The organism is Pseudomonas sp. NPDC087690 (assembly GCF_044743175.1).
In the GTDB taxonomy this organism is placed as follows: Bacteria; Pseudomonadota; Gammaproteobacteria; order Pseudomonadales; family Pseudomonadaceae; genus Aquipseudomonas.
The window spans coordinates 602,571-623,927 of sequence record NZ_JBIUVX010000001.1 but is presented as its reverse complement, the minus strand read 5'-3'; the positions used below and the strand labels follow the sequence as shown (position 1 = coordinate 623,927).

Genomic DNA, 21,357 nt, shown 5'->3' with positions numbered 1-21,357 from the left:
GCATTCTTTGCATAACCTCAGCACCCAACAGTCTAAGTCGCCCTCTATAAATCCTTATTCGTCATTGCACATCCCTGCATAAACCAAAACGCAGGGATGGCTGTTCATGATTCAGTTTTCACCCGTCAAATCGCCTTTGAGCCTGGCCTTGCTGCTGGCTATCAACACGCTGCCGGCCATCGCCGCTGACAGTTCGGCAAACGAACCCACGACCCAGCTGCAACGGGTGGAAGTCACCGGCACGGCAATCCGCCGCGTCGATGCCGAAACCGCAGTGCCGGTGACCATCCTGCGCGTCGAAGAGTTGCGCGAGCAGGGCGTCACCACCACCGAGGAGCTGGTCAGCCGGATATCCGCCAACCAGTCTTCGGTTGGTTCCGGTCGCTCGGTAGGGTCGAGCAGTGGCGGCGCGTCGTATGCGGATTTGCGTGGCATTGGCCCGAATAAAACCCTGGTGCTGCTCAACGGCCGGCGTCTGAGCAACAACGCCACCAATGCGATCAACGGCTCGGGTGTCGATCTCAACACCATCCCGTTCGCCGCCATTGACCGTGTCGAAGTGCTGCGTGATGGCGCCTCGGCGTTGTACGGCACCGACGCGATTGGCGGGGTGATCAACTTCATCACCAAGACCAGCCTTACCGAAGGGCAGATCAGCACCAACTACGACACGCCAACCCATTCGGGGGGCGGTGAAAGCCGCAACTTCAGCGGCAGTTGGGGCTTCGGTGATTTGCAGGAGGATCGCTTCAACGTGTTTGGTGTGGTCAGCTACGACAAGCAGCAACGCCTGGCCGCTGAGGATCGCGGCTACACCTACAACTATCAGCCCAACCGCGGACTTGATTACACCTCCGGCACCGCCTCGCCGGCCAACTGGAGCCAGGGCAGTAACGCCACCAACCCTTTGGCCGGTTCCGGTTGCAACGCACCGGGTTTGCTGGCGCGCAACGGCATCTGCCGGCAGAGCCTGTGGAACTACCTCGATCTGGTGCCGGAAACGGAGAAGACTTCGGCCTTCGCCAAAGCCACCGGCAAGCTGTCGGACGATCACAACGTCAGCCTCGAATACTTCTGGGCGCAAAACGAAAACCGCACGCAAATCGGCCCAGGCACGTTGATGGGTAATCAGGTCAACCCCGGCACGGCGTTCTATCCGGGCAACGGCATCACCCCAGGGCCGAACGGTTTTGCCCTCGACCCGACGCAACCGGTCGATGTGAACTGGCGCGAAACCGCCGTTGGCGCGCGTCAGCACGAAGACGACAACACCAGTCAGCGCTTGCTGCTGAGTTTCGACGGCACGCTGGTCGGCTGGGATTACAACCTCGGCGCCTCGTACAACCAGAACAAAGTGGTCAACAGCATTCAGGACGGTTACGTCAACGACCGCGCCGTCAGTGCCGGTATTGCCAATGGCGTGATCAACCCGTTCGGTCCGCAGACGGCTGCCGGTTCCGCGCTGTTGGCGGCCAACGCGGTGGACGGTGATTACGCCACGGCGGTAGGGCGAGTGAAGGCCATCGACGGGCGCATCAGTCGTGAAATCGGCGACTGGTTCGGCGCCGGCCCTTCGGCATTGGCACTGGGCGGCGAGTATCGCAAGGAAGACTTCCATCAGGATTTCGCGCAATTTGCCGGCGACGTGCAAAGCCTTGGTGTTGATCCGAACGGCAGCGTTGCCGGGGATCGCAGCGTTTCCGCCGAGTACGCCGAGGTCAATGTGCCGGTGCTCGACAGCCTCGAACTGTCCGCCGCCGTACGCCACGACAAGTACAGCGACTTCGGCAGCACCACCAATCCGAAATACTCGTTCCGCTTCCAGCCGTTCAAGGAACTGGTGGTGCGCGGTGCCTACAGCGAAGGGTTCCGCGCACCGTCGTTGTATGAGCTGTACAACCCGACCTTTACCAGTTTCACCAATGCCAACTACAACGATCCGCGCTTGTGCGCTGGCGGCAATCCGAGCAATGGCGGCATCGCCAACCGTGACTGCGCGCAGCAGTTCAATCGCACCAGCGGTGGCAATACCGATCTGAGCCCGGAAACCGCACGCAACGTCACCCTTGGCTTTGTCTACCAGCCGTTCGAACGCCTGAGCGCCGGGCTGGATTTCTGGTGGATCGACATCGCCAACCAGATTGCCGAGTTTCCGGAATCGGCGGTGTTCGAGAACCCTGAGTTGTACCCGGATCGCCTGGTGCGCAAGCCGGATGGCTCCATCGATCATATCGTCACCGGCCTGGCCAACCTCGGCAAGATCAAGACCAATGGTGTCGATGTCAGCTTCGATTACCGCTTGCCGAGCACGCCGTACGGCAATTTCGGCATCGGCCTGCAAGGCACTTACGTCACCCGCTATGACTACCAGCAACAACTCAAGGGCGACTACATCGACAAGCTCGGCGATTTCCGTGGCGGTGACTTTGCGTCGGCGGGTGCCGTGGCGCGCTGGCGTCACAGCCTGACCGGCAGCTGGAACTACGGCCCGTTCGGCGCGGCCCTGACCAACCGCTACACCAGCGGTTACCACGACTCCGATCGCGACACCCACGATTACGTCGGCTCGTACAACGTCTGGGACTTGGCCGGCACCTACACCTGGCGCAAGACCCTGAGCGTGACCCTCGGCGCGAAAAACCTGTTTGACCGCGAACCACCGTTCAGCAACCAGACGTACACGTTCCAGAGCGGCTACGACCCGAAATACAGCGACCCGTTTGGCCGGACGCTTTACACGCGGGTCAGTTACAAGTTCTGAAAATTCTCAGAGATGGCGGTTTTTAGTCACCGATTGATCTAAAGCCTGCCCTATAAAAATCGCCGGCCTGTTGCACATCACAGGTAGGCAGGATGTGTGGTGACTGTTCCGGCGTTATCGCGAGCAGGCTCACTCCTACATTGGATTTGTATTCACCGCAGACCTTTGTAGGAGTGAGCCTGCTCGCGAAGAGGCCAGTAGCAACACCGTGTAAAAGGATCTGCCCATGTTCTCAAGGCTCATTTTATTCAGCGCTTTCGCGCTTTTGACTCCGTTCAGTTGGGCCGCCCTGCAACCAGCGTTAACGGTGTACGGCGAACCCGCCAAATATGCCCCCGACTTCCAGCACCTGGCCTACGCCAACCCCGACGCGCCGAAGGGCGGCAGCCTGCGCCGGTCTTCCTTGGAAAGTGGCCCGTTCGACCACCTGATTCCTTACACCGACAAAGGCACCGGCGTGGCCGACATCGATGGCTGGCTCTACGCGCCTCTGGCCTATCGCAGCAAGGATGAACCCTACAGCGTCTACGGTCTGGTGGCGCAGCAGATGGAGCTGGATCCGGATCGCCGCTGGATACGCTTCTACCTGAACCCGAAGGCGCGTTTCGACGACGGCACACCGATCACCGCCGAAGACGTGCGTTACACCTTCGAGCTGTTCACCACCCAGGGCAGCCTCAAATACCGTCAGCAGTTTCGCGATGTCGCTGAAGTCGTCGTGGAGTCGCCGACGCAAGTGCGCTTCCTCTTCAAGAACAACGACAGCCGCACCTTGCCGCTGGACCTGGCGACACTGCCGGTGCTGCCCGAACATTGGTGGCGCACCCGCGATTTCGCCGAGGGCGGCGGTTTCGAGATTCCGCCGGGCAGCGGCCCGTATCGCATCAGCGCGGTGGATGCCGGGCGCAGCGTGAAATTCCAGCGTGTGCAGGATTGGTGGGCCAAGGATCTGCCGATCACACGCGGGCTGTACAACTTCGATCAACTGAGCGTGGAGTTTTTCGCCGACACCGACGTGTCACGGCAGGTGCTCAAGGCCGGCGGCTTCGATTACAACCGCGAATTCTCTGCCACCAGTTTCACCATCGGCTACGCGGGGGCTGCGCTGGAACAAGGCAAATTGCTCCGTGAGCATCTCGCACCGGGTGCTGCGCAAGGCGCACAGGGCTTTGTGTTCAACCTGCAGAAACCGCCGTTTCAGGATCGTCGCGTGCGCCAGGCGATCGCCATGCTCTGGGATTTCGAATGGAGCAACCGGCAAATGATGCGCAGCATGTACCTGCGTCAGCGCAGCTTCTTCTCCCACAGCGCACTGGCGGCCACTGCATTGCCGGATGCCGAAGAGCTGAAGATTCTTGAGCCGTTGCGCGGCCAGATTCCCGATGAAGTCTTCACCACGGTGTTTGAAGCACCGAAAACCGACGGCAGTGGCAATATCCGCGCCGAACAATTGCAGGCACTGAACCTGCTGGAGGCCGCTGGCTGGAAACCCCAGGGCGATCAGTTGGTGAACGCCAATGGCGAGCCTCTGCACTTCACGTTTCTCAACGGCCAGAAAGGTTTCGAACGGCTGTTGTTACCGTTCAAACGCAACCTGGCGCAGATCGGCATCGGCTTCGACATCCGCCAGGTCGACACCGCGCAATACACCAACCGCGTGCGCAATCGCGACTACGACATGATCGTCGCCGGTTACCCGGTGAGTCAGGCACCGGGCCGGGAGATGTTCAATTACTTCGGCTCCGACGGCGCCGACGATCCCGGCTCGAACAATTACATGGTGTTGCGCGATCCGGCCGTCGATGCGCTGCTCGAAGGGCTGGTGCAGGCCGACAATCGCGAGAGTCTGCTGCGCCATGCTCATGCGCTGGATCGGGTGTTGCAGTGGGGCTATTACTGGGTGCCCAACTATTACCCACCGGGAATTTCCACGGTGTGGTGGAACCGCTTCGGCCGTCCGGCGATTGCGCCGCTGTATGACGCCGGCCTCGACACATGGTGGGAAATCAGCCCGACCGCACTGACCGCAACGCAGATGCACAAGGAGTACGGCCATGTGGGGTTATAGCCTGCGGCGTTTACTGCTGATCGTGCCGACCTTGCTCGCGATCCTGCTGGTCAACTTCGTTATCGTGCAAGCCGCACCCGGTGGCCCGGTCGAGCAGGCCATTGCGCGCTTGCAGGGGATTGGCGTGGGGGCCGCGGTGGGTTCCAGCCATGTCGAAACCGTCGGCGGCGAGTCTCGCGCCACCCGGGGGCTGGACCCGAAACTGGTGGCTGATATCGAGCGTCAGTACGGCTTCGATAAACCTGCTAGCGAGCGCTTGTGGCTGATGCTCAAAAGCTATGCGCAACTGGATTTCGGCCAGAGTTTCTTTCGCGGTGCCAGCGTCACCGAATTGATCTGGCAGAAACTGCCGGTGACCGTGTCGCTGGGCCTGTGGGCGACGCTGATCACCTATCTGGTGTCGATTCCGCTGGGCATTCGCAAAGCCGTACACAACGGCTCGGCGTTCGATGTCTGGAGCAGTGTGGCGATCATCATCGGTTATGCGCTGCCGGGATTTCTCTTTGCGCTGCTGCTGATCGTGGTGTTTGCCGGTGGCACGGCGCTGGACTGGTTTCCGGTGCGCGGACTGGTCTCGGACAACTTCGCCGAACTGTCGCCGTGGGCCAAGGTGGCCGACTATTTCTGGCACTTGGTGCTGCCGGTGACTGCCTTGGTCATCGGCGGTTTTGCGACCTTGACGATCCTCACCAAGAACAGCTTTCTCAACGAGATCTCGCGACTGTACGTGGTGACCGCGCGCGCCAAAGGGCTGAGTCAAAGGCAGGTGTTGTACGGCCATGTGTTTCGCAATGCGATGCTGCTGGTCGTCGCCGGTTTGCCGCAAGCGTTGGTGACGGTGTTTTTCGGCGGCTCGTTGCTGATCGAAGTGATCTTTTCTCTCGATGGCCTCGGCCGTCTCAGTTACGAAGCGGCGGTCGCGCGCGACTATCCGGTAGTGTTCGGTTCGCTGTTCATCTTCACCTTGTTCGGCCTGCTGATAAAACTGCTCGGCGACCTTTGTTACACGCTGGTTGACCCGCGTATCGACTTCACCGCGAGGGCTGCCTGATGCTGACGTTATCTCCAATAGGCCAGCGTCGTTGGGCGCGTTTCAAAGCACATCGGCGTGGCTGGTGGTCGTTGTGGCTGTTCCTCGCACTGTTCGGCCTGAGCCTCGGCGGTGAGCTGGTGGCCAATGACAAACCGCTGCTGGTGACGTATCAGGGCGACTGGTATTTCCCGGCGTTCAAGCGCTACACCGAGCAGGACTTTGGCGGTGAGTTGCCGTTTCAACCGGACTATCGCAGTGCTCAGGTGCGGCAATTGATCGAGGGGCAGGGCGGGCGAATGTGGTTTGCGCCGATTCCGTTCGCGTTCGACACGGTCAATTACGACCTCACGGAGCCGGCGCCAAGTCCGCCCAGTGGCGACAACTGGCTGGGCACCGACGATCAGGCGCGCGACGTGCTGGCGCGGGTGATTTTCGGCACGCGCGTGTCGCTGTTGTTTGCCTTGGCGCTGACCGCGGCGAGTGCGCTGATCGGCATCGCCGCCGGGGCGTTGCAGGGCTACTACGGCGGTTGGGTCGATTTGATCGGTCAGCGCTTGCTGGAGGTTTGGTCGGGGCTGCCGGTGTTGTATCTGCTGATCATTCTGTCCGGGTTTGTCGAGCCGAATTTCTGGTGGTTGCTGGGGATCATGGCGCTGTTTTCCTGGTTGAGTCTGGTCGATGTGGTGCGGGCCGAGTTCCTGCGCAGCCGTGGCCTGGAATATGTGAAAGCGGCACGCGCGCTGGGTGTGGGCGATGCGCAGGTAATCGTTCGACACATTCTGCCCAATGCCATGAGCGCCACGCTGACCTATCTGCCGTTCATTCTCACCGGCGCGATTGCGACCTTGTCAGCGCTGGATTTTCTCGGTTTCGGCATGCCGGCCGGCAGTGCTTCGCTGGGGGAGTTGATCGGTCAGGGCAAGAGCAATCTGCAAGCACCGTGGCTGGGCTTGACCGCGTTCTTTGCCTTGGCGCTGATCCTTTCACTGCTGGTTTTCATCGGCGAAGCCTGCCGCGATGCGTTTGATCCGAGGACTTGATATGCCTGAACATCTGATCGAAATACGTGACCTGCGCGTCGCCTTCGATGGCCAGCCCGTGGTGCACGGCATCGACCTCGACATTCGCCCCGGTGAGTGCGTTGCTCTGGTTGGGGAATCCGGCTCCGGTAAATCGGTGACGGCGCACAGCATTCTGCAATTGCTTGACCCGACCATCACGCGGATCGACGGCAGCATCCGTTATGCCGGCGAGGAGCTGCTAGGCGTGCATGAGCGCTACTTGCGGCAATTGCGTGGCAACCGCATCGCGATGATTTTTCAGGAGCCGATGAGCTCACTGAACCCTTTGCACACGATTGAGCGGCAACTGGGTGAAAGCCTTGCGCTGCACAAGGGGTTGGCCGGGGCGGCGGCGCGCCAACGGATTTTGGAACTGCTGGAATTGGTCGGCATTCAACATCCGCGCGAGCGGCTCAAGGCCTATCCACATCAACTCTCGGGCGGTCAGCGACAACGGGTGATGATCGCCATGGCGCTGGCCTGCGAGCCGCAGTTACTGATCGCCGACGAACCGACTACCGCGCTGGACGTGACCGTGCAACGCAAGATTCTGCTGTTGCTCAAGGAGCTGCAAGAACGGCTGGGCATGGCGCTGCTGATCATCAGTCATGACCTGAATCTGGTGCGAAACATCGCTCAGCGGGTGGCGGTCATGCGCGGCGGTCTGATCGTCGAACAGGCGTCGTGTGAACAGTTGTTCAGTGCGCCGCAACATCCTTACAGCATCGAATTGCTCAACGCTGAACCGGGTGGCGAAGCGTTGTGCCGGGAGCCTGCGGAGGACGTGCTGGAGGTGCGTGATCTCAATGTGCGCTTCCGTTTGGGCGGCGGATGGCTGCGCGCGAAGTCGTACTTGCACGCGGTCAATGGCATTGATTTGAATCTTCAGCGCGGCAAGACCTTGGGGATCGTCGGCGAATCCGGTTCCGGCAAGTCGACGCTGGGCCAGGCGATTCTGCGTTTGCTGGATGCCCAGGGCAGCATCCGCTTTCAGGGCGAGGCGCTGGAGCAGTTGAGCGGCAAGCAACTCAGGCCGCTGCGCAAACGCCTGCAAGTGGTGTTTCAGGATCCGTTCGGCAGTCTGAGTCCGCGCCTGTGCGTGGAGCAGATCATCGCCGAAGGTCTACAGGTGCATAGCGATTTGAATGCCGCTGAGCGCGAACGGGCAGTGATCGATGTGCTGCGTGAAGTCGGCCTCGACCCGGCTACTCGCCATCGCTATCCCCACGAGTTTTCCGGTGGTCAGCGGCAACGCATCGCCATCGCCCGGGCGCTGGTGCTCAAGCCCGACTTGATCCTGCTGGATGAACCGACGTCGGCACTGGATCGCACGGTGCAGAAGCAGATTGTCGCGCTGTTGCGGCGTTTGCAGGCGGAGTATGGCTTGACCTATCTGTTCATCAGCCACGATCTGGCGGTGGTGCGAGCACTGGCGCATGACTTGATCGTGATGAAGGACGGTGAGGTGGTGGAGCGTGGCGAGACGAATACGCTGTTTCATGCAGCGCAGCATCCGTATACCCGAGAGTTACTGGCCGCTTCGTTCACCGGGTAACCCTGTAGGAGCTGTCGAGTGAAACGAGGCTGCGATCTTTTGACTTTGCGTTCTAAAAAAACAGGGTCAAAAGATCGCAGCGTGCCGCAGCTCCTACAGGGCCGAAACGCAAGAATCCCGCCACAGGGGGCGGGATTCTTGTGTCACTGAACGTCGCTGTTACGACGGGAACAGCTCGGACAGTTTCATCGACAGCATCATGTCGCCTTCAACGCGCAGCTTGCCGCCCATGAAAGCCTGCATGCCGTCGGTTTCGCCGCTGACGATACCTTTCAGGGTTTCGCTGTCCAGCACCAGTGTGCAGTTGGCGTCCGGGTTTTCACCTTCCTGGATGTCGCAAGTGCCGTCTTTTACGATCAGCGAGTACTGCTTGTCTTCGTCGGTGATGTTGAAACCGAAGACCAGATCCAGGCCGGCAGCAGCGGCTGGGTTGAACTTGGCTTGCATTGCTTTTACGGCATCGGCTACGGAGGTCATGGTTCGATCCTTATTAGGTTGATTACAGCAAGGTTCACAGTTATCCGGACTCAGCGGAAAGTGATGAGTTCCGGAGCCTTCAGCAGTTGCAGGTGTGCATGACTGTTGAAGGAAGCCAAAGCCACCTCACGACCGCGAAACTTCAGCTGGTTGAGCGAGGTGTTGACGATTTGCCAGTTCAATTCAAAGGCCTGTCGGGCAGGCATTTGGGTAATGAGGTGGAGCAGGGCAGTGATGGTGCCGCCGGAAGTGAACACGGCGATTTTCTGGTTTTTATCGGCCAGATCAAGGATCCGGTGCAGCCCGGCCTGGACGCGTTCGACGAAACCCAGCCAGCTTTCCAGCCCCGGCGTGTCGTAGGTGCCGGCCAGCCAGCGTTCGATGATCAGGGCAAAAATGCGTTGGAACTCGCCGCGGTTCTGCGCGGCGTTGCGCAGGATGTCGAGGGCTTCCGGCTCGTCCGGCAGCATCGCCGGGAGCAGGGCGCGAATCACCGCGTCGGCATCGAATTCGTTGAACGCGGAATCGGTTTCCAGGATCGGCACCGGCAGGCCTTTGGCAGTAAATTGCTCCAGGGCGCTGGTGGCCGTGTGCTGCTGACGGCGCAGGTCTCCGGCGAGGCAGCGATCGAAGCTGATCCCCAGTTCAGCGAGGTGCTGACCGAGGATTTCTGCCTGACGCACACCGGTCGGCGACAGGACGTCATAGTCGTCTGCACCAAAGGAGGCCTGGCCATGTCGAATCAAATAGATGCTGCCCACGTCCGCGTCATCCCGGTACGTTGAAGGTTTGGCGAGGTTATGAGGATGCCGTCGAGCTGTCAATGAAAAAACATACGCTTGTTTGAAATGCCCGTTACAGGGGTGTTGCCAGAGGTTTCACGGCTGGCCGACGAGCCGGCGCATGGGTATGCTGGACTTATCCCGAGCGTGTGTTTTGCACCCGCGCATTGTTTTAAGGAGTCGCTGTGGAGTTTTTCACCGAGTACGCCAGTTTTCTGGCCAAGACCGTCACCCTGGTGATCGCCATTCTGGTGGTGCTCGCCAGTTTTGCCGCATTGCGCAGCAAGGGCCGGCGCAAGTCGGCGGGGCAGTTGCAGGTCAGCAAGCTCAATGATTTCTACAAAGGCCTGCGTGAGCGTCTGGAGCAGACCTTGCTCGACAAGGATCAGCTCAAGGCTTTGCGCAAGGGCGAAGCCAAGTCCGAGAAAAGCGAGAAGAAGCAGAAGAACAAACCCGAGGCCAAACCTCGCGTGTTCGTGCTGGATTTCGACGGTGACATCAAGGCCTCGGCTACCGAGAGCCTGCGTCACGAAATCACTGCGCTGCTGACCCTTGCCACACCGAAGGACGAAGTCGTGCTGCGACTCGAAAGCGGCGGCGGCATGGTGCACAGCTATGGTCTGGCGTCATCGCAACTGGCGCGTATCCGTGAAGCAGGTGTGCCGTTGACTGTCTGCATCGACAAGGTCGCCGCCAGCGGCGGCTACATGATGGCTTGCATCGGTGAGAAGATCATCAGTGCGCCGTTCGCGATTCTTGGCTCGATCGGTGTGGTGGCGCAGTTGCCCAACGTCAACCGCCTGCTGAAAAAGCACGACATCGATTTTGAGGTGCTCACCGCCGGTGAGTACAAGCGCACCCTGACCGTGTTTGGCGAAAACACCGAGAAGGGCCGGGAGAAGTTTCAGGAAGACCTGGACATCACCCATCAACTGTTCAAGAACTTCGTCGCTCGCTATCGCCCGCAACTGGCGATTGACGATGTCGCTACTGGTGAAGTCTGGCTCGGCGTCGCGGCGCTGGATAAGCAACTGGTCGACGAACTCAAGACCAGTGATGAATATCTGGCAGACCGGGCGAAAAAGGCCGAGGTCTATCACCTGCACTACGCCGAGCGCAAAAGTCTGCAGGAGCGGATCGGCATGGCCGCCAGCGGCTCGGTCGACCGCGTACTGCTGAGCTGGTGGAGTCGCCTGACCCAGCAACGCTTCTGGTAAATCGAACGGGCATAAAAAAACGCCGGTCACATGACCGGCGTTTTTTTGTCTGCGCTAAACCTTCAGCGGCGACGGAACAGCGGCAGCGGTTCGTCAGTGGCAGCCTGATAGGTCACCGAGAAATCCTTCAGACCTTCAAGGGCTTCGTACGGGTCTTTATCCGGGCGCACGGCAAAGGCGTCAAAACCGCAGCGGTGCATGTAGAACAGCTGATCGCGCAGCACGTCGCCAATCGCCCGCAGTTCGCCTTTGAAACCATAACGGTCGCGCAGCAGGCGGGCATTGGAGTAGTTGCGGCCGTCAGTGAATGCCGGGAAGTTCAGGGCGATCACCTGAAACTCGGCGACGTCTTCACCGATTTCCTCGGCTTCTTCGTCAGCGTCCAGCCACACACCCAGACCGCCGTCGCGGGCCTTGAGCATGCGGCTGTGTTCGCGCCACAGCTGCAGTGGCACGATCAGGTCGTCGCAGTTGCTGATCTCGTCGATGTTGAAATCCTTGGGCAGCAAGTGCCAGGTTTCGTCGACGACCTCGTTGTTCTTAATGATTCGCTGCATAGACGCGTTCCTTGAAGAGGTCGATGCCAATACGCTGATAAGTGTCGATGAAGCGCTCGTCTTCGGTACGTTGTTCAACGTACACGTCGATCAGCTTCGAGATCACGTCAGGCATGGCTTCCTGAGCGAAGGACGGGCCGAGGATCTTGCCCAGACTTGCGTCACGGCTGGCACTGCCGCCGAGGGAAACCTGGTAGAACTCTTCGCCTTTCTTGTCCACACCGAGGATGCCGATGTGGCCGACGTGGTGGTGGCCGCAAGCGTTCATGCAGCCGGAGATGTTCAGATCCAGTTCGCCGATGTCGAACAGATAGTCGAGGTCGTCGAAACGGCGCTGGATCGATTCGGCGATCGGGATCGACTTGGCGTTGGCCAGTGAGCAGAAGTCACCGCCAGGGCAGCAGATGATGTCGGTCAGCAGGCCGATGTTCGGTGTGGCGAAACCGCCTTCACGCAGTTCGCCCCACAGGGTGAACAGTTGGCTTTGCTCGACGTCGGCCAGAATGATGTTCTGCTCGTGCGAGGTGCGCAGTTGACCGAAGCTGTAGCGATCGGCCAGATCGGCGACGGCATCGAGCTGCTTGTCGGTGATGTCGCCAGGCGCCACGCCGGTCGGTTTCAGCGACAGGGTCACGGCGACATACCCCGGCTTCTTGTGCGCCAGGGTGTTGCGGGTACGCCAGCGAGCGAAACCCGGATGCTCTTTGTCGAGATCGGCCAGTTGCGCGGTCTGGTTTTCCAGCGCCTTGTAATCCGGGTCGACGAAGTGCTTGGCCACACGCTGCAGTTCGGCGTCGGTCAGTGTGGTCTGGCCACCGCGCAGGTGTTCCATTTCCGCATCGACTTTCTGCGCAAACACTTCTGGCGTGAGGGCTTTGACGAGGATCTTGATCCGCGCCTTGTATTTGTTGTCGCGACGGCCGTAGCGGTTATAGACCCGCAGGATCGCGTCGAGGTAGCTCAACAGATCCTGCCACGGCAGGAACTCGTTGATGAACGCGCCAACCACCGGGGTACGACCGAGGCCACCGCCGACCAGTACGCGGAAGCCCAGTTCGCCAGCGGCGTTGTGCACCGGCTCCAGGCCGATGTCGTGGACTTCAATCGCGGCGCGGTCAGCGGTCGAACCGTTGACGGCAATTTTGAATTTACGCGGCAGGTAGGCGAATTCCGGGTGGAACGTAGTCCACTGACGGACGATCTCGCACCATGGGCGCGGGTCGATCACTTCGTCGGCGGCCACACCGGCAAACTGGTCGGTGGTGACGTTGCGCAGGCAGTTGCCGCTGGTCTGGATCGCGTGCATCTGCACGGTGGCCAGTTCAGCGAGGATGTCCGGGATGTCTTCCACCGCCGGCCAGTTGAACTGCACGTTCTGCCGCGTACTGATGTGGGCGTAGCCCTTGTCGTAGTCGCGGGCAATCTTGGCCATCATGCGAGTCTGACGCGAAGTCAGTTGGCCGTAAGGCACCGCCACCCGCAACATCGGCGCGAAGCGCTGGATGTACAGGCCATTTTGCAGGCGCAGAGGGCGGAATTCTTCTTCGCTCAGCTCACCTGCCAGATAGCGTCGGGTCTGATCACGGAACTGCTTGACGCGGTCCTCGATGATCCGCTGATCGTACTCGTCGTATACGTACATATAAGTCCTGTTCTCAGGCTTTGGGCCACTCGGAAAACGCTGCGTTTTCGCTTGCTGGAGTCCGATGGTGCCTCTGCAATTCTGCGCGCACGGCCGCGCACTCCCTAAGGGAGCCGGGGCAATATACCCGTTTGCAGTTATGCGCAAAAGTGATGTTTGAGTATATGTAAAGAACCAAATCGCCTAACGAGAATAGCTGTCAACTAACCCACATTTGTCGTGCGGACAATCATCGTCTTAACTGTGGTCGAGTCTTTCTGCAATCACCGATAAAACCGATAAGAGGCGATGCAATGAGCAATCCGACCAAGGCAAGAAAAAGCGATAGCAGTGTCGATGCATGGGCCATTTTGTTCCTGATCATTCTGGTTGTAGGAACAGCGGTATTCTGGGTCAGTCATCAGTAAACGACCCATCCGGGCCCGCTCCCGACGATTGTCGGACAAAAAACGGGATCAAGCGTCAATAGCCGATTGATCGATGGCTATAATGCGCGGCCATATTTCCTTGGGCCCGGATGCTTCATGTTCAAGTTTCTCCATATCGGTCTTCTTTTGCTGGGCACAGCCTTGGGCAGCAGTGCGCGAGCAGAATCGGTGCTGTTTTTGAATCCGGGCTCGACCGAAGAAGCGTTCTGGATCAGTTACTCGCAGTTCATGCAGTCGGCTGCGCGCAATCTGGGCATCGATCTGCAGATCCTCTATTCCCAGCGCCAGCCGGAACTGACCCTCGCCCAGGCCAGAATCGCCCTGCAGGGGCCCAACCGTCCCGACTACCTGATGTTCGTCAACGAACAGTACATCGCGCCACAGATTCTGCGTCTGGCGCAGGGCAGCGGCGTGAAGTTGTTCATGGTCAACGCAGCATTGACTGCCAATCAGCAAGCGCTGGTGGGCGAGCGTGCGGACCGCATCGGCAGCCTGGTGCCGAATGACGAGGAAGGCGGTTACCTGATGATGAAGGAACTGATTCGTCTGCACCCCCCGGTTGCCAAGGATCAACAGATCGAGTTGCTGGCGTTCTCCGGTCTGAAGATCACGCCGTCGGCGCAGTTGCGCGAGCACGGTATGCAGCGAGCCTTGGCCGAACATCCGCAGGTGCGCTTGCGGCAACTGGTTTACAGCGGCTGGACCCAGCAACGCGCATATGAGCAGGCCAGGCAACTGGTCAAGCGTTATCCCGAGGTTTCGCTGGTGTGGTCGGCCAACGATGAAATGGCCTTCGGTGCCATGCGCGCTTTTGCCGAGGCCGGTAAAACCCCCGGCAAGGATGCGCTGTTCAGCGCAGTCAACACGTCACCTGCCGCGTTGCAGGCTGTCGTCGACGGGCGGTTGAGCGCGTTGGTGGGTGGCCATTTCACCCTCGGTGGCTGGGCGCTGGTCGAGTTGCATGATCATGAGCTTGGCGTCGATCTCGATCAGTACGGCGGCCGTGATCGGCAGATTCCATTGCTGCAACTTGTCGACAAGTCTCACGCTCGACAAATGCTGGTCATGGGCAAGTCGCCGAACTATGGCGTGAACTTCCGCCAACTCTCGGCGAAGGGCCGACCAGCCTCATATCGCTATCCGTTCAACCTGCAAACCCTGATGCACTGAGACGCTTCAAACCCCGGCGAAATGCAGCACCACTTTGACGATGACCAACAGCGTCAAGGCAAATACCGCCGTGAACAGAATGCCCAGAATGACGAAATGGCCGGGTTTGCCATGGGTGAAATCCCTCGCCCGGTTTTTTCCGCTCTGCACCCCGAACGCCGCGGCCATGACGCTGTGCAGCATCTGCCAGAAGCTGGGTGGCTTGTTGTCGACTGGATCGTCCATAAATCCCCCGTCTGCGTGTGTGTCCCAGACAGCATAGTCAATTCACCGAAGAGTGCCCTTGCCGTGCGCTGCTCAGCTGAAGCGATTGGTAACAACTCATCGCCGATGCGATAACTATGTACCGCAGTTCGCCCCGGCAGGAATGGTGTCCTGTCGTTCCACTTTTCAGGAGCGACAGAATGACCATTCATCCCCCGACGCTGCCCGCAGCTGCGCAGTCTTCCAACCCTCCGTTGAGCCTCGATAAGCAGACGCTGGCCAGCGCCAGTCTTCACGGCAAGCGTATCGAGCAGATGGTCCCCGATTGGTTGATCGACGCCAGCCCCGAGCGCCGCGCTCATATCAAGAGCGCGGACACGCAACTACCAGACTGGTACCAGGCGCTGTCCGACGAGCAACGGCGCAATCTGCAAGCGCACATCACCGAAGGCTTTCTTGCCCAGTCGCGACTGGACAAGAGCATGGCAGCGCTTGAAAGCATCGAAGCATTCGCCGAGGCTCAGCTGCTCAAAGCGCTCAAGGACCGATTCAGCGTCGAGCTCGACGTCAACAAAACCCTGCTGTGTCTCCGGCATCCGTTGCAAGTCAGCGTGCTGGAAATCGAAGTGTCGACCTTCGAAGTGTTGAAGCTCTCCATGCTGCAAGCCGCCCTGCACAATTTCGAAGCGGCTGAATGCGAGGAGGGGGCCTTTCATCGCGAATCCGGATTTTTCGTCGCCGCTTCGACCGCCGATACGTTCCAGGCGGTGACACTCAATATCACTGTCAGCCAGTTTCTCTCGCTGTGTCGAACACTGGATATCGGCGCGCTCTATCAGACGCGTGTGAAAGCGTTTTTCCAGTCGAGCGGAACATTGCGTGAGCAATTCATCAGCAGCCAGAAAACCGCGATGCGCGCAGCCGCTGAACTGGCGTTGCTTAAGAAGGACATCGAGCCAGACGACTATCGAATGCTCCTGTCTGTCGTCGATGGTGAAGTCCACCCGCGCCTGGGCAAGAAATCCGTATGGTTTCGTGATCTCAGTCTGATGAAACACAGGATGACCGGCTGCGTGGTGTTCAGCATCAGCGAACAGTACCGATACACCAACGAGTTCATCGTCTACATCCCCCATGACCCGGAACATCCCCTCAAACGCTACACCTCAGCGCAGATGCGCGAAGTCTTCAAACGCAAGTTCACTGCACGGGACGCTTCGCCGTCGAGTGAGCCGGCAACGGCCTACCAGCGTTTTTTCAGTCAGTTCTTCACCTATGCCGACCGCCCTTATTACTTCAGTCAATTCACCCGGCCTGCGGCGGATGCACCGGTAGACCCGTTACGTTCGATCTGGGTAAAAGTCGTCCAGATGTTCCCGCCGGTCTCGGTTTTCACGCAGATCAAGGAACTGCCGCCCGAGCACCAGGGCAAGCGTGAACCAGAGGAGGATCCTTATCTCAATCCGTTCGGTATCGTGCGCAACGGCGTGGCAGGCATTTGGGCCGCCAATACCGATCTGTGGCAGTACCTTTTTGAACAGCATTGCGGCAAATTCATCGCCGATGCGCGTGCCCGCGCCGTACCGACCGCGGATGTCGACGCGAACGTGCGGGCGAAACGGCTCAATCACTTGCTGGAATTCGGCATGCTCGCGTTGAACATGGTGTCGATGTTCGTACCGGTGCTGGGCGAGATCATGATGACGGTGATGGCCGGGCAATTGCTGTATGAGTCGTTCGAGGGCGCTATCGAATGGACTGAAGGTGATCGCCAGGCGGCCAAGGGACACTTGGTCGATGTTGCAGAAAACCTCGCGCTGATCGGAGTAATGGCAGGTGCAGGCAAGGGCCTGGGCAGATTGACTGCGGCCAAATCGGTGCCGGTGATCGAGAAGGCCGAGCCCATTGAACGTCTCGACGGCAAGCCACGTTTGTGGGCACCTGATCTTGCGCCTTATGAAAGCACAGACGGGCCGTCCGCCGCGTCTGTCCCTGATGCGCAAGGCCTGCATCGACTTAATGGCAAGACCTACATTCGTCAGCAGGGCAAGGTGTATCAAACGGCCTTTGATGAACAACTGAAACAATGGCGCATTCTCCATCCGACTGACGCGTCAGCCTATCGGCCCATTCTCGAACACAACCGGCTGGGCGCCTGGCGACATACCTTCGAGCGACCGCTGACCTGGGATCGATTGACGCTGCTGCGGCGTATCGGCCATTGCACCGAGGCCTTTTCCGATGAGCAATTGCTCAACATCGCGGATCTCAGCGGTGTCAGTGATGATGCTCTGCGCCAGATGCATCTGGACCATTCGCCTGCGCCACTGGCGTTGGCCGATACATTGCGCCTGTTCGAGGCTGACCAGGCCGTGAGCCGGATCATCGAGAACATTGAGGACGGTTCCACCGTTGATGAACCTTTCCTGCTGACATTGTCATTGCTGCCACAAATGCCTCGATGGCCCACCGGACGCGTGCTTGAGGTTTTCGACGGCCCGGGTTTGTCAGGCGCGAGTGTCAAGCATGGTGACGCGTCACTTTTTCCAGGTGACGCTATCAAGGCACCGATTCAGATCGCCCGCGCCGATGTGCTGACTGCTCAAATGCCCGCCATCCTTCTTGAGGCGCTTGACGAGCAGGAAATAGTCGGCCTGCTGGGATCTGAAGCGGCCCGCATCAGCGCAAACCGGCCCGTCGAGTTCAGAGCGCAATTGGTGGACTTCCTGAAAACCCGTCAACCGACAATGTTCGAGCAGCTCTATGCCGAACCGACATTGCAGGCACCGTGGATCAGCCGGCTACAAAAGGCCACGCCCGGGCTCGGCAGTTCTGCAGCGATCAGGGTATGCATGCAGGCCAATGCCGAAGAGCTTGCGCGATTGGAAACAGGCGGGCGGTTGCCGTTGCGGTTGCTTGAAGAGTCGCGCGGGTACGCTCAAGGCAGGCGCTTCGATCATGCGGTCGTCGGGTTACACATGGAGAACCTGGCCGCATCCGGGAGTCAGTGGCTCGCTTTGCGCGTACTCGAAAGACTGCCTGGCTGGTCAGACGATGTGCGTCTCGAAGTCCGCGAGGGCAGCACTCACGGACCCTTGATCGATAGTGTCGGCAGCGAATCTTCGCGGCAACTGAAATACCTGGTCAAGCAGGGCCCCTCCTATCAGGCCTTCAACGAACGCGCAGAGGAGCTCAATGGCATTGCTCGGCAAGGCGATAATTTTTTTTCTTCGGTCATGCATGCCTTGCCCGACAAATCCCGTCAGGCCTTGGGGCTTGCTGACGTCAGTCAGAGTGCATCCCTGCGTCGTCTGGTGATAGATCACGTGCATCAGTATCGTGCTGAACTGGCTCACTTGGCCGGCAAGCGTCATGGCGCCGGCAAACGCTTCAAACCGGCGCTGCGAGTGCCCGGTCATGGCCTCGGTTACTACGCCAGTGGACGCGGGCAGGGCGTCAATCCACTGCTGGTGACACGGGTGCAGAATGTTTATCCGGGCCTCACCGATCAACAAGCGGGCGGCTTCATTCTTCAGCAGCTGGCGTCGGGAAAGACTGACCTGCAGATCTACGAGCTTCTGCAAAGGCGCATGCGTGAATGGCAAGAGCTCGACTCGACACTCGCCGAATGGCAGGGCGAGTCGACGCCAGAACTCTCGCTGCAATCGTTGATCGGTGGCAGAGCGAGCGTCGTGCGCAATATCAAACAGAGTTGGCGCGAGTCACCGCTGGCGCAGGACCATCCGCGTTATGCACAGCTGGAATTGATCTGTGATGAACCGTTACCAGCCTTGACTGCGGACTTTTCGCATGTGCGTGAGTTGAGCGTACGCGGCCGCTGCATCACGGATGCGAATGCCGACTCACTGCTGGCTGTTTTCCCGAACCTGGAAAATTTGCGCATCAATGCGACGAGCGAACTGTTCAGCAATGTGCCGCAAATCTTGCAGGGGATGCCGGCGTTGAAAAGTCTGACGCTTTACAGCGCCGTCCCGTTTGCCGCTGACATGCCTGCACGGTTGGGCATGTTGGTCCGGATTGAAGAACTGACCGTGTGTTCTGCAAGCTACCAGCCGATCACATTCGACGTCAGTCACCTGCAAAAGCTGCGCAAGCTGGAGATCGTCGCCTACGCCTTGCTGGAGTGGCCGACCGGCGTGCTTGAACTGCCGGAGCTCGAACGACTGAGTCTCAAGGATACCGGGATCAGTAACTTGCCTGAGGGGTTGCTCAAGGGGCACGAAAAGTTATGGTCCGGATTGTCACTGGACTGGTCGAGATTTTCCCGCGAAAACTTCAAGGTCGCCTACGAGTACGCCAGGACACTGCCCGCGCACTTTATAGACCGCGAAGCGATGGTCCGCGATTACTGCAAAGGCGAGTTGCAGCGTTTGGGCGAAGGCCTGAGCCAGGCGGCGCAAAGTATCTTCGAGCGGTTTTTCCAGCAATGGCCTGATGAACAACAGCGCTACGCCGCAATCGAAGCCCTGAGCGAGCAGTTTGCAACGCTCGACAAACAGCTCGGCGAGTGGCTGCAAAAGGGCATGGCCTATCAGGAAACGCTCAGGGAAGTAATCGGGCGATCCAACGCCATCCATGCCATCAGGAGCAATTGGCGCAAAGGGCTTTTCAAGCGATACGGTTCGACGGTTTCCGCTTCGACCCTTGATTTATCGGGATTGATGCTAAGCGAGCTGCCGAAATTGCCTGCCGATGCGTTTTCTCATGTGCGTACCTTGCTTCTGCTGGGCCAGCGCGTCGATGCCTTGCAACTGCGCGATTTCGTCAGCGCCTTTCAAGAAGTGCAAACGCTCGACCTGAGTGACAACGCCCTGCACGCGTTGCCGATTGAACCTGGCAGCCTGGCAAGGCTGAACCGGCTGGACCTTTCCGACAATCTGTTGGTGAACACTGAGCAGTTGCAGTCAAGCCTGGAGGCGTTCCCGGCGCTTGAACAGCTGGACCTGCATAACAACCCGTTAACCGGGTTGAACGTCGGTGGCTTGTCGCGCTTGAAAGCGCTCAATCTGCGCAACGTCGATCTGCAAGCGTGGCCTGCGGGCGCTGAAGATCTGGCTCAACTGACCTGGCTGGATGTGAGCTACAACAACCTCGAGTCCTTCGATGTCAACTATTTCGGGCGGCTGGAAGCTCTCGATTTGCGCAACAACAATCTGTACGCATGGCCGGAAGGTGCGCTGGAGTCGGAGCATCTGCGCACGCTCAATTTGAGCCGTAACGACATCACTACGCTGCCCGACGACGCACTTGACGGTAGCCACGAACAATTGATGAACGGTACGGACTTGACTGACAACTACAACTTGTCCGAAGAAAGCCTCGTGCGGCTCAGGGCCTATCAGGCGGAAGGTGAGCGCCATCGGGTGCTGGGTTTTTCACGCACGGATCTCGAAGAGATGGTTGACGACGCCGCCGGCGGCTTGACCGAAACGTCTGACAGCATTGAATCCGACGAAACCCTACCTATCGATCCGTCGCAGGCGCAATACAAAGCCCCATGGCTTGCCAATCTGCCTCCTGAACAACTGGCGGCTCGGGATACGCTCTGGGAGCAACTGGCTGCTGAACCGGACAGCGCGGCGTTCTTTCATCTGCTTGAGCGACTGCAGGACACCCGAGAGTTCAGGGTGGCCAACGCGGATCTGACGCGGCGGGTATGGACCGTCATGGAAGCGGCCGCGGCTGATACCGAACTCAGGGAAGTGATTTTCGCCGGGGCTACCACCCACGGAACCTGCGTCGATGGACGCATCCTTACCTTCAGCGGGCTGGAAACCAAGGTGTTCACCCATAACGCGTTGCTGGATTTACCGTCAGGTCGATCAGACGCAAAAGGTGGGGTGTTGTTGAGTCTGTCGCGACGACTGTTTCGCCTGGACAAAGTCGACGAATTGGCAAAAGCGGCGGCAGCACGCAGTGGTTTCGATGAGGCCGAAGTGCGCCTGGGTTATCGAATCGGTTTGACTACCGGCTGGGAGGATGGCCTGGAGTTGCCGGGGCAGCCGAAAAACATGACCTATGCTTCGGGCGTCAGCCCGCAACAACTGGTGGAGGTGCGAACCGAAGTCAGCAACGCCGAGCGGTCCGACAAGTTTCTCGAAGATCTGATTCAGCGCGATTACTGGGTGGAGTACCTTCAGGAGAAGTTCCCCGAGGACTTCAGGAAACTGGAAGAGTCACACTTGCTTGACGACGGCAAAGATGACGGCCTGAGCGCCGACGATCCCGAGTACTTGAGCCGGTTGTTCGACCGTACGGCCGAACGCAACGTGAAGATGATCGAGCTTTCGCAGCAGGAGATCGACGCAGTCAATGCCGCAAGAACACCTGTATCCGGCGCTTCAAGTCATCCATCCAGCGCATGAACTGCATGCGCCGCTC

At 59.2% G+C, this 21,357-nt stretch carries 13 protein-coding genes; 8 read left to right on the top strand and 5 right to left on the bottom strand.

All coding sequences use genetic code 11. The annotated features are described in order from the left end of the window. The first annotated feature begins 106 nt into the window (after positions 1-106). From ACIPIZ_RS02835 to ACIPIZ_RS02815, 5 genes are all read left to right on the top strand, one after another. Entirely contained in the window at positions 107-2,761 is a 2,655-nt protein-coding gene (locus ACIPIZ_RS02835; protein ID WP_064390291.1) for a TonB-dependent receptor, read from the top strand. Positions 2,762-2,987: 226 nt separating this feature from the next. After that, a complete protein-coding gene (locus ACIPIZ_RS02830) occupies positions 2,988-4,829 on the top strand; it encodes an extracellular solute-binding protein (RefSeq protein ID WP_401163843.1) in 1,842 nt (613 codons plus the stop codon). Next, positions 4,816-5,880, top strand: coding sequence for a microcin C ABC transporter permease YejB (locus ACIPIZ_RS02825; RefSeq protein WP_064390289.1), 1,065 nt, complete (start codon positions 4,816-4,818; stop codon positions 5,878-5,880). Before ACIPIZ_RS02830 ends, ACIPIZ_RS02825 begins: the two co-directional genes overlap by 14 nt. Continuing rightward, positions 5,880-6,902 (top strand): ABC transporter permease, encoded by a 1,023-nt coding sequence (locus tag ACIPIZ_RS02820; RefSeq protein WP_064390288.1) that lies wholly within the window; start codon positions 5,880-5,882, stop codon positions 6,900-6,902. The genes ACIPIZ_RS02825 and ACIPIZ_RS02820 overlap by 1 nt, the downstream gene beginning before the upstream one ends. Position 6,903: 1 nt before the next feature. Continuing rightward, positions 6,904-8,478 (top strand): ABC transporter ATP-binding protein, encoded by a 1,575-nt coding sequence (locus ACIPIZ_RS02815; RefSeq protein ID WP_253483398.1) that lies wholly within the window; start codon positions 6,904-6,906, stop codon positions 8,476-8,478. A gap of 159 nt (positions 8,479-8,637) precedes the next feature. Here ACIPIZ_RS02815 and ACIPIZ_RS02810 read toward each other — a convergent pair whose 3' ends face one another. After that, positions 8,638-8,955, bottom strand: a complete 318-nt coding sequence (locus ACIPIZ_RS02810; RefSeq protein WP_007912567.1) for an SCP2 sterol-binding domain-containing protein — start codon at positions 8,953-8,955, stop codon at positions 8,638-8,640. 50 nt (positions 8,956-9,005) lie between these two features. Further along, positions 9,006-9,716, bottom strand: coding sequence for a histidine phosphatase family protein (locus tag ACIPIZ_RS02805; protein ID WP_064390286.1), 711 nt, complete (start codon positions 9,714-9,716; stop codon positions 9,006-9,008). A 206-nt stretch (positions 9,717-9,922) separates the two neighbouring features. On the opposite strand from ACIPIZ_RS02805, the gene sohB reads away from it, so the two are divergent. Next, complete coding sequence (gene sohB, locus ACIPIZ_RS02800) at positions 9,923-10,954, top strand: protease SohB (RefSeq protein WP_064390285.1); 1,032 nt, start codon at positions 9,923-9,925, stop codon at positions 10,952-10,954. 62 nt (positions 10,955-11,016) lie between these two features. Here sohB and ACIPIZ_RS02795 read toward each other — a convergent pair whose 3' ends face one another. Then, positions 11,017-11,511 (bottom strand): DUF934 domain-containing protein, encoded by a 495-nt coding sequence (locus ACIPIZ_RS02795; protein ID WP_008080464.1) that lies wholly within the window; start codon positions 11,509-11,511, stop codon positions 11,017-11,019. Next, entirely contained in the window at positions 11,495-13,153 is a 1,659-nt protein-coding gene (locus ACIPIZ_RS02790) for a nitrite/sulfite reductase (RefSeq protein WP_105708966.1), read from the bottom strand. Before ACIPIZ_RS02790 ends, ACIPIZ_RS02795 begins: the two co-directional genes overlap by 17 nt. 524 nt (positions 13,154-13,677) lie before the next feature. On the opposite strand from ACIPIZ_RS02790, the gene ACIPIZ_RS02785 reads away from it, so the two are divergent. After that, positions 13,678-14,751: an ABC transporter substrate-binding protein gene (locus ACIPIZ_RS02785; RefSeq protein WP_122854956.1), complete on the top strand. Its 1,074-nt coding sequence runs from the start codon at positions 13,678-13,680 to the stop codon at positions 14,749-14,751. Positions 14,752-14,757: 6 nt separating this feature from the next. On the opposite strand, the gene ACIPIZ_RS02780 is transcribed toward ACIPIZ_RS02785, so the two are convergent. Further along, positions 14,758-14,976, bottom strand: a complete 219-nt coding sequence (locus tag ACIPIZ_RS02780; RefSeq protein WP_105708968.1) for a DUF2970 domain-containing protein — start codon at positions 14,974-14,976, stop codon at positions 14,758-14,760. Between the two features lie 179 nt (positions 14,977-15,155). On the opposite strand from ACIPIZ_RS02780, the gene ACIPIZ_RS02775 reads away from it, so the two are divergent. Then, a complete protein-coding gene (locus ACIPIZ_RS02775; RefSeq protein WP_401163836.1) occupies positions 15,156-21,341 on the top strand; it encodes an NEL-type E3 ubiquitin ligase domain-containing protein in 6,186 nt (2,061 codons plus the stop codon). Positions 21,342-21,357: the final 16 nt, after the last annotated feature.

Excerpts from the sequence above, each read along its gene's own strand:
- ACIPIZ_RS02835 (WP_064390291.1), top strand. The coding sequence starts at position 107 with ATGATTCAGTTTTCACCCGTCAAATCGCCTTTGAGCCTGGCCTTGCTG.
- ACIPIZ_RS02830 (WP_401163843.1), top strand. The coding sequence starts at position 2,988 with ATGTTCTCAAGGCTCATTTTATTCAGCGCTTTCGCGCTTTTGACTCCG.
- ACIPIZ_RS02825 (WP_064390289.1), top strand. The coding sequence starts at position 4,816 with ATGTGGGGTTATAGCCTGCGGCGTTTACTGCTGATCGTGCCGACCTTG.
- ACIPIZ_RS02820 (WP_064390288.1), top strand. The coding sequence starts at position 5,880 with ATGCTGACGTTATCTCCAATAGGCCAGCGTCGTTGGGCGCGTTTCAAA.
- ACIPIZ_RS02815 (WP_253483398.1), top strand. The coding sequence starts at position 6,904 with ATGCCTGAACATCTGATCGAAATACGTGACCTGCGCGTCGCCTTCGAT.
- ACIPIZ_RS02810 (WP_007912567.1), bottom strand. The coding sequence starts at position 8,955 with ATGACCTCCGTAGCCGATGCCGTAAAAGCAATGCAAGCCAAGTTCAAC.
- ACIPIZ_RS02795 (WP_008080464.1), bottom strand. The coding sequence starts at position 11,511 with ATGCAGCGAATCATTAAGAACAACGAGGTCGTCGACGAAACCTGGCAC.
- ACIPIZ_RS02790 (WP_105708966.1), bottom strand. The coding sequence starts at position 13,153 with ATGTACGTATACGACGAGTACGATCAGCGGATCATCGAGGACCGCGTC.
- ACIPIZ_RS02785 (WP_122854956.1), top strand. The coding sequence starts at position 13,678 with ATGTTCAAGTTTCTCCATATCGGTCTTCTTTTGCTGGGCACAGCCTTG.
- ACIPIZ_RS02780 (WP_105708968.1), bottom strand. The coding sequence starts at position 14,976 with ATGGACGATCCAGTCGACAACAAGCCACCCAGCTTCTGGCAGATGCTG.
- ACIPIZ_RS02775 (WP_401163836.1), top strand. The coding sequence starts at position 15,156 with ATGACCATTCATCCCCCGACGCTGCCCGCAGCTGCGCAGTCTTCCAAC.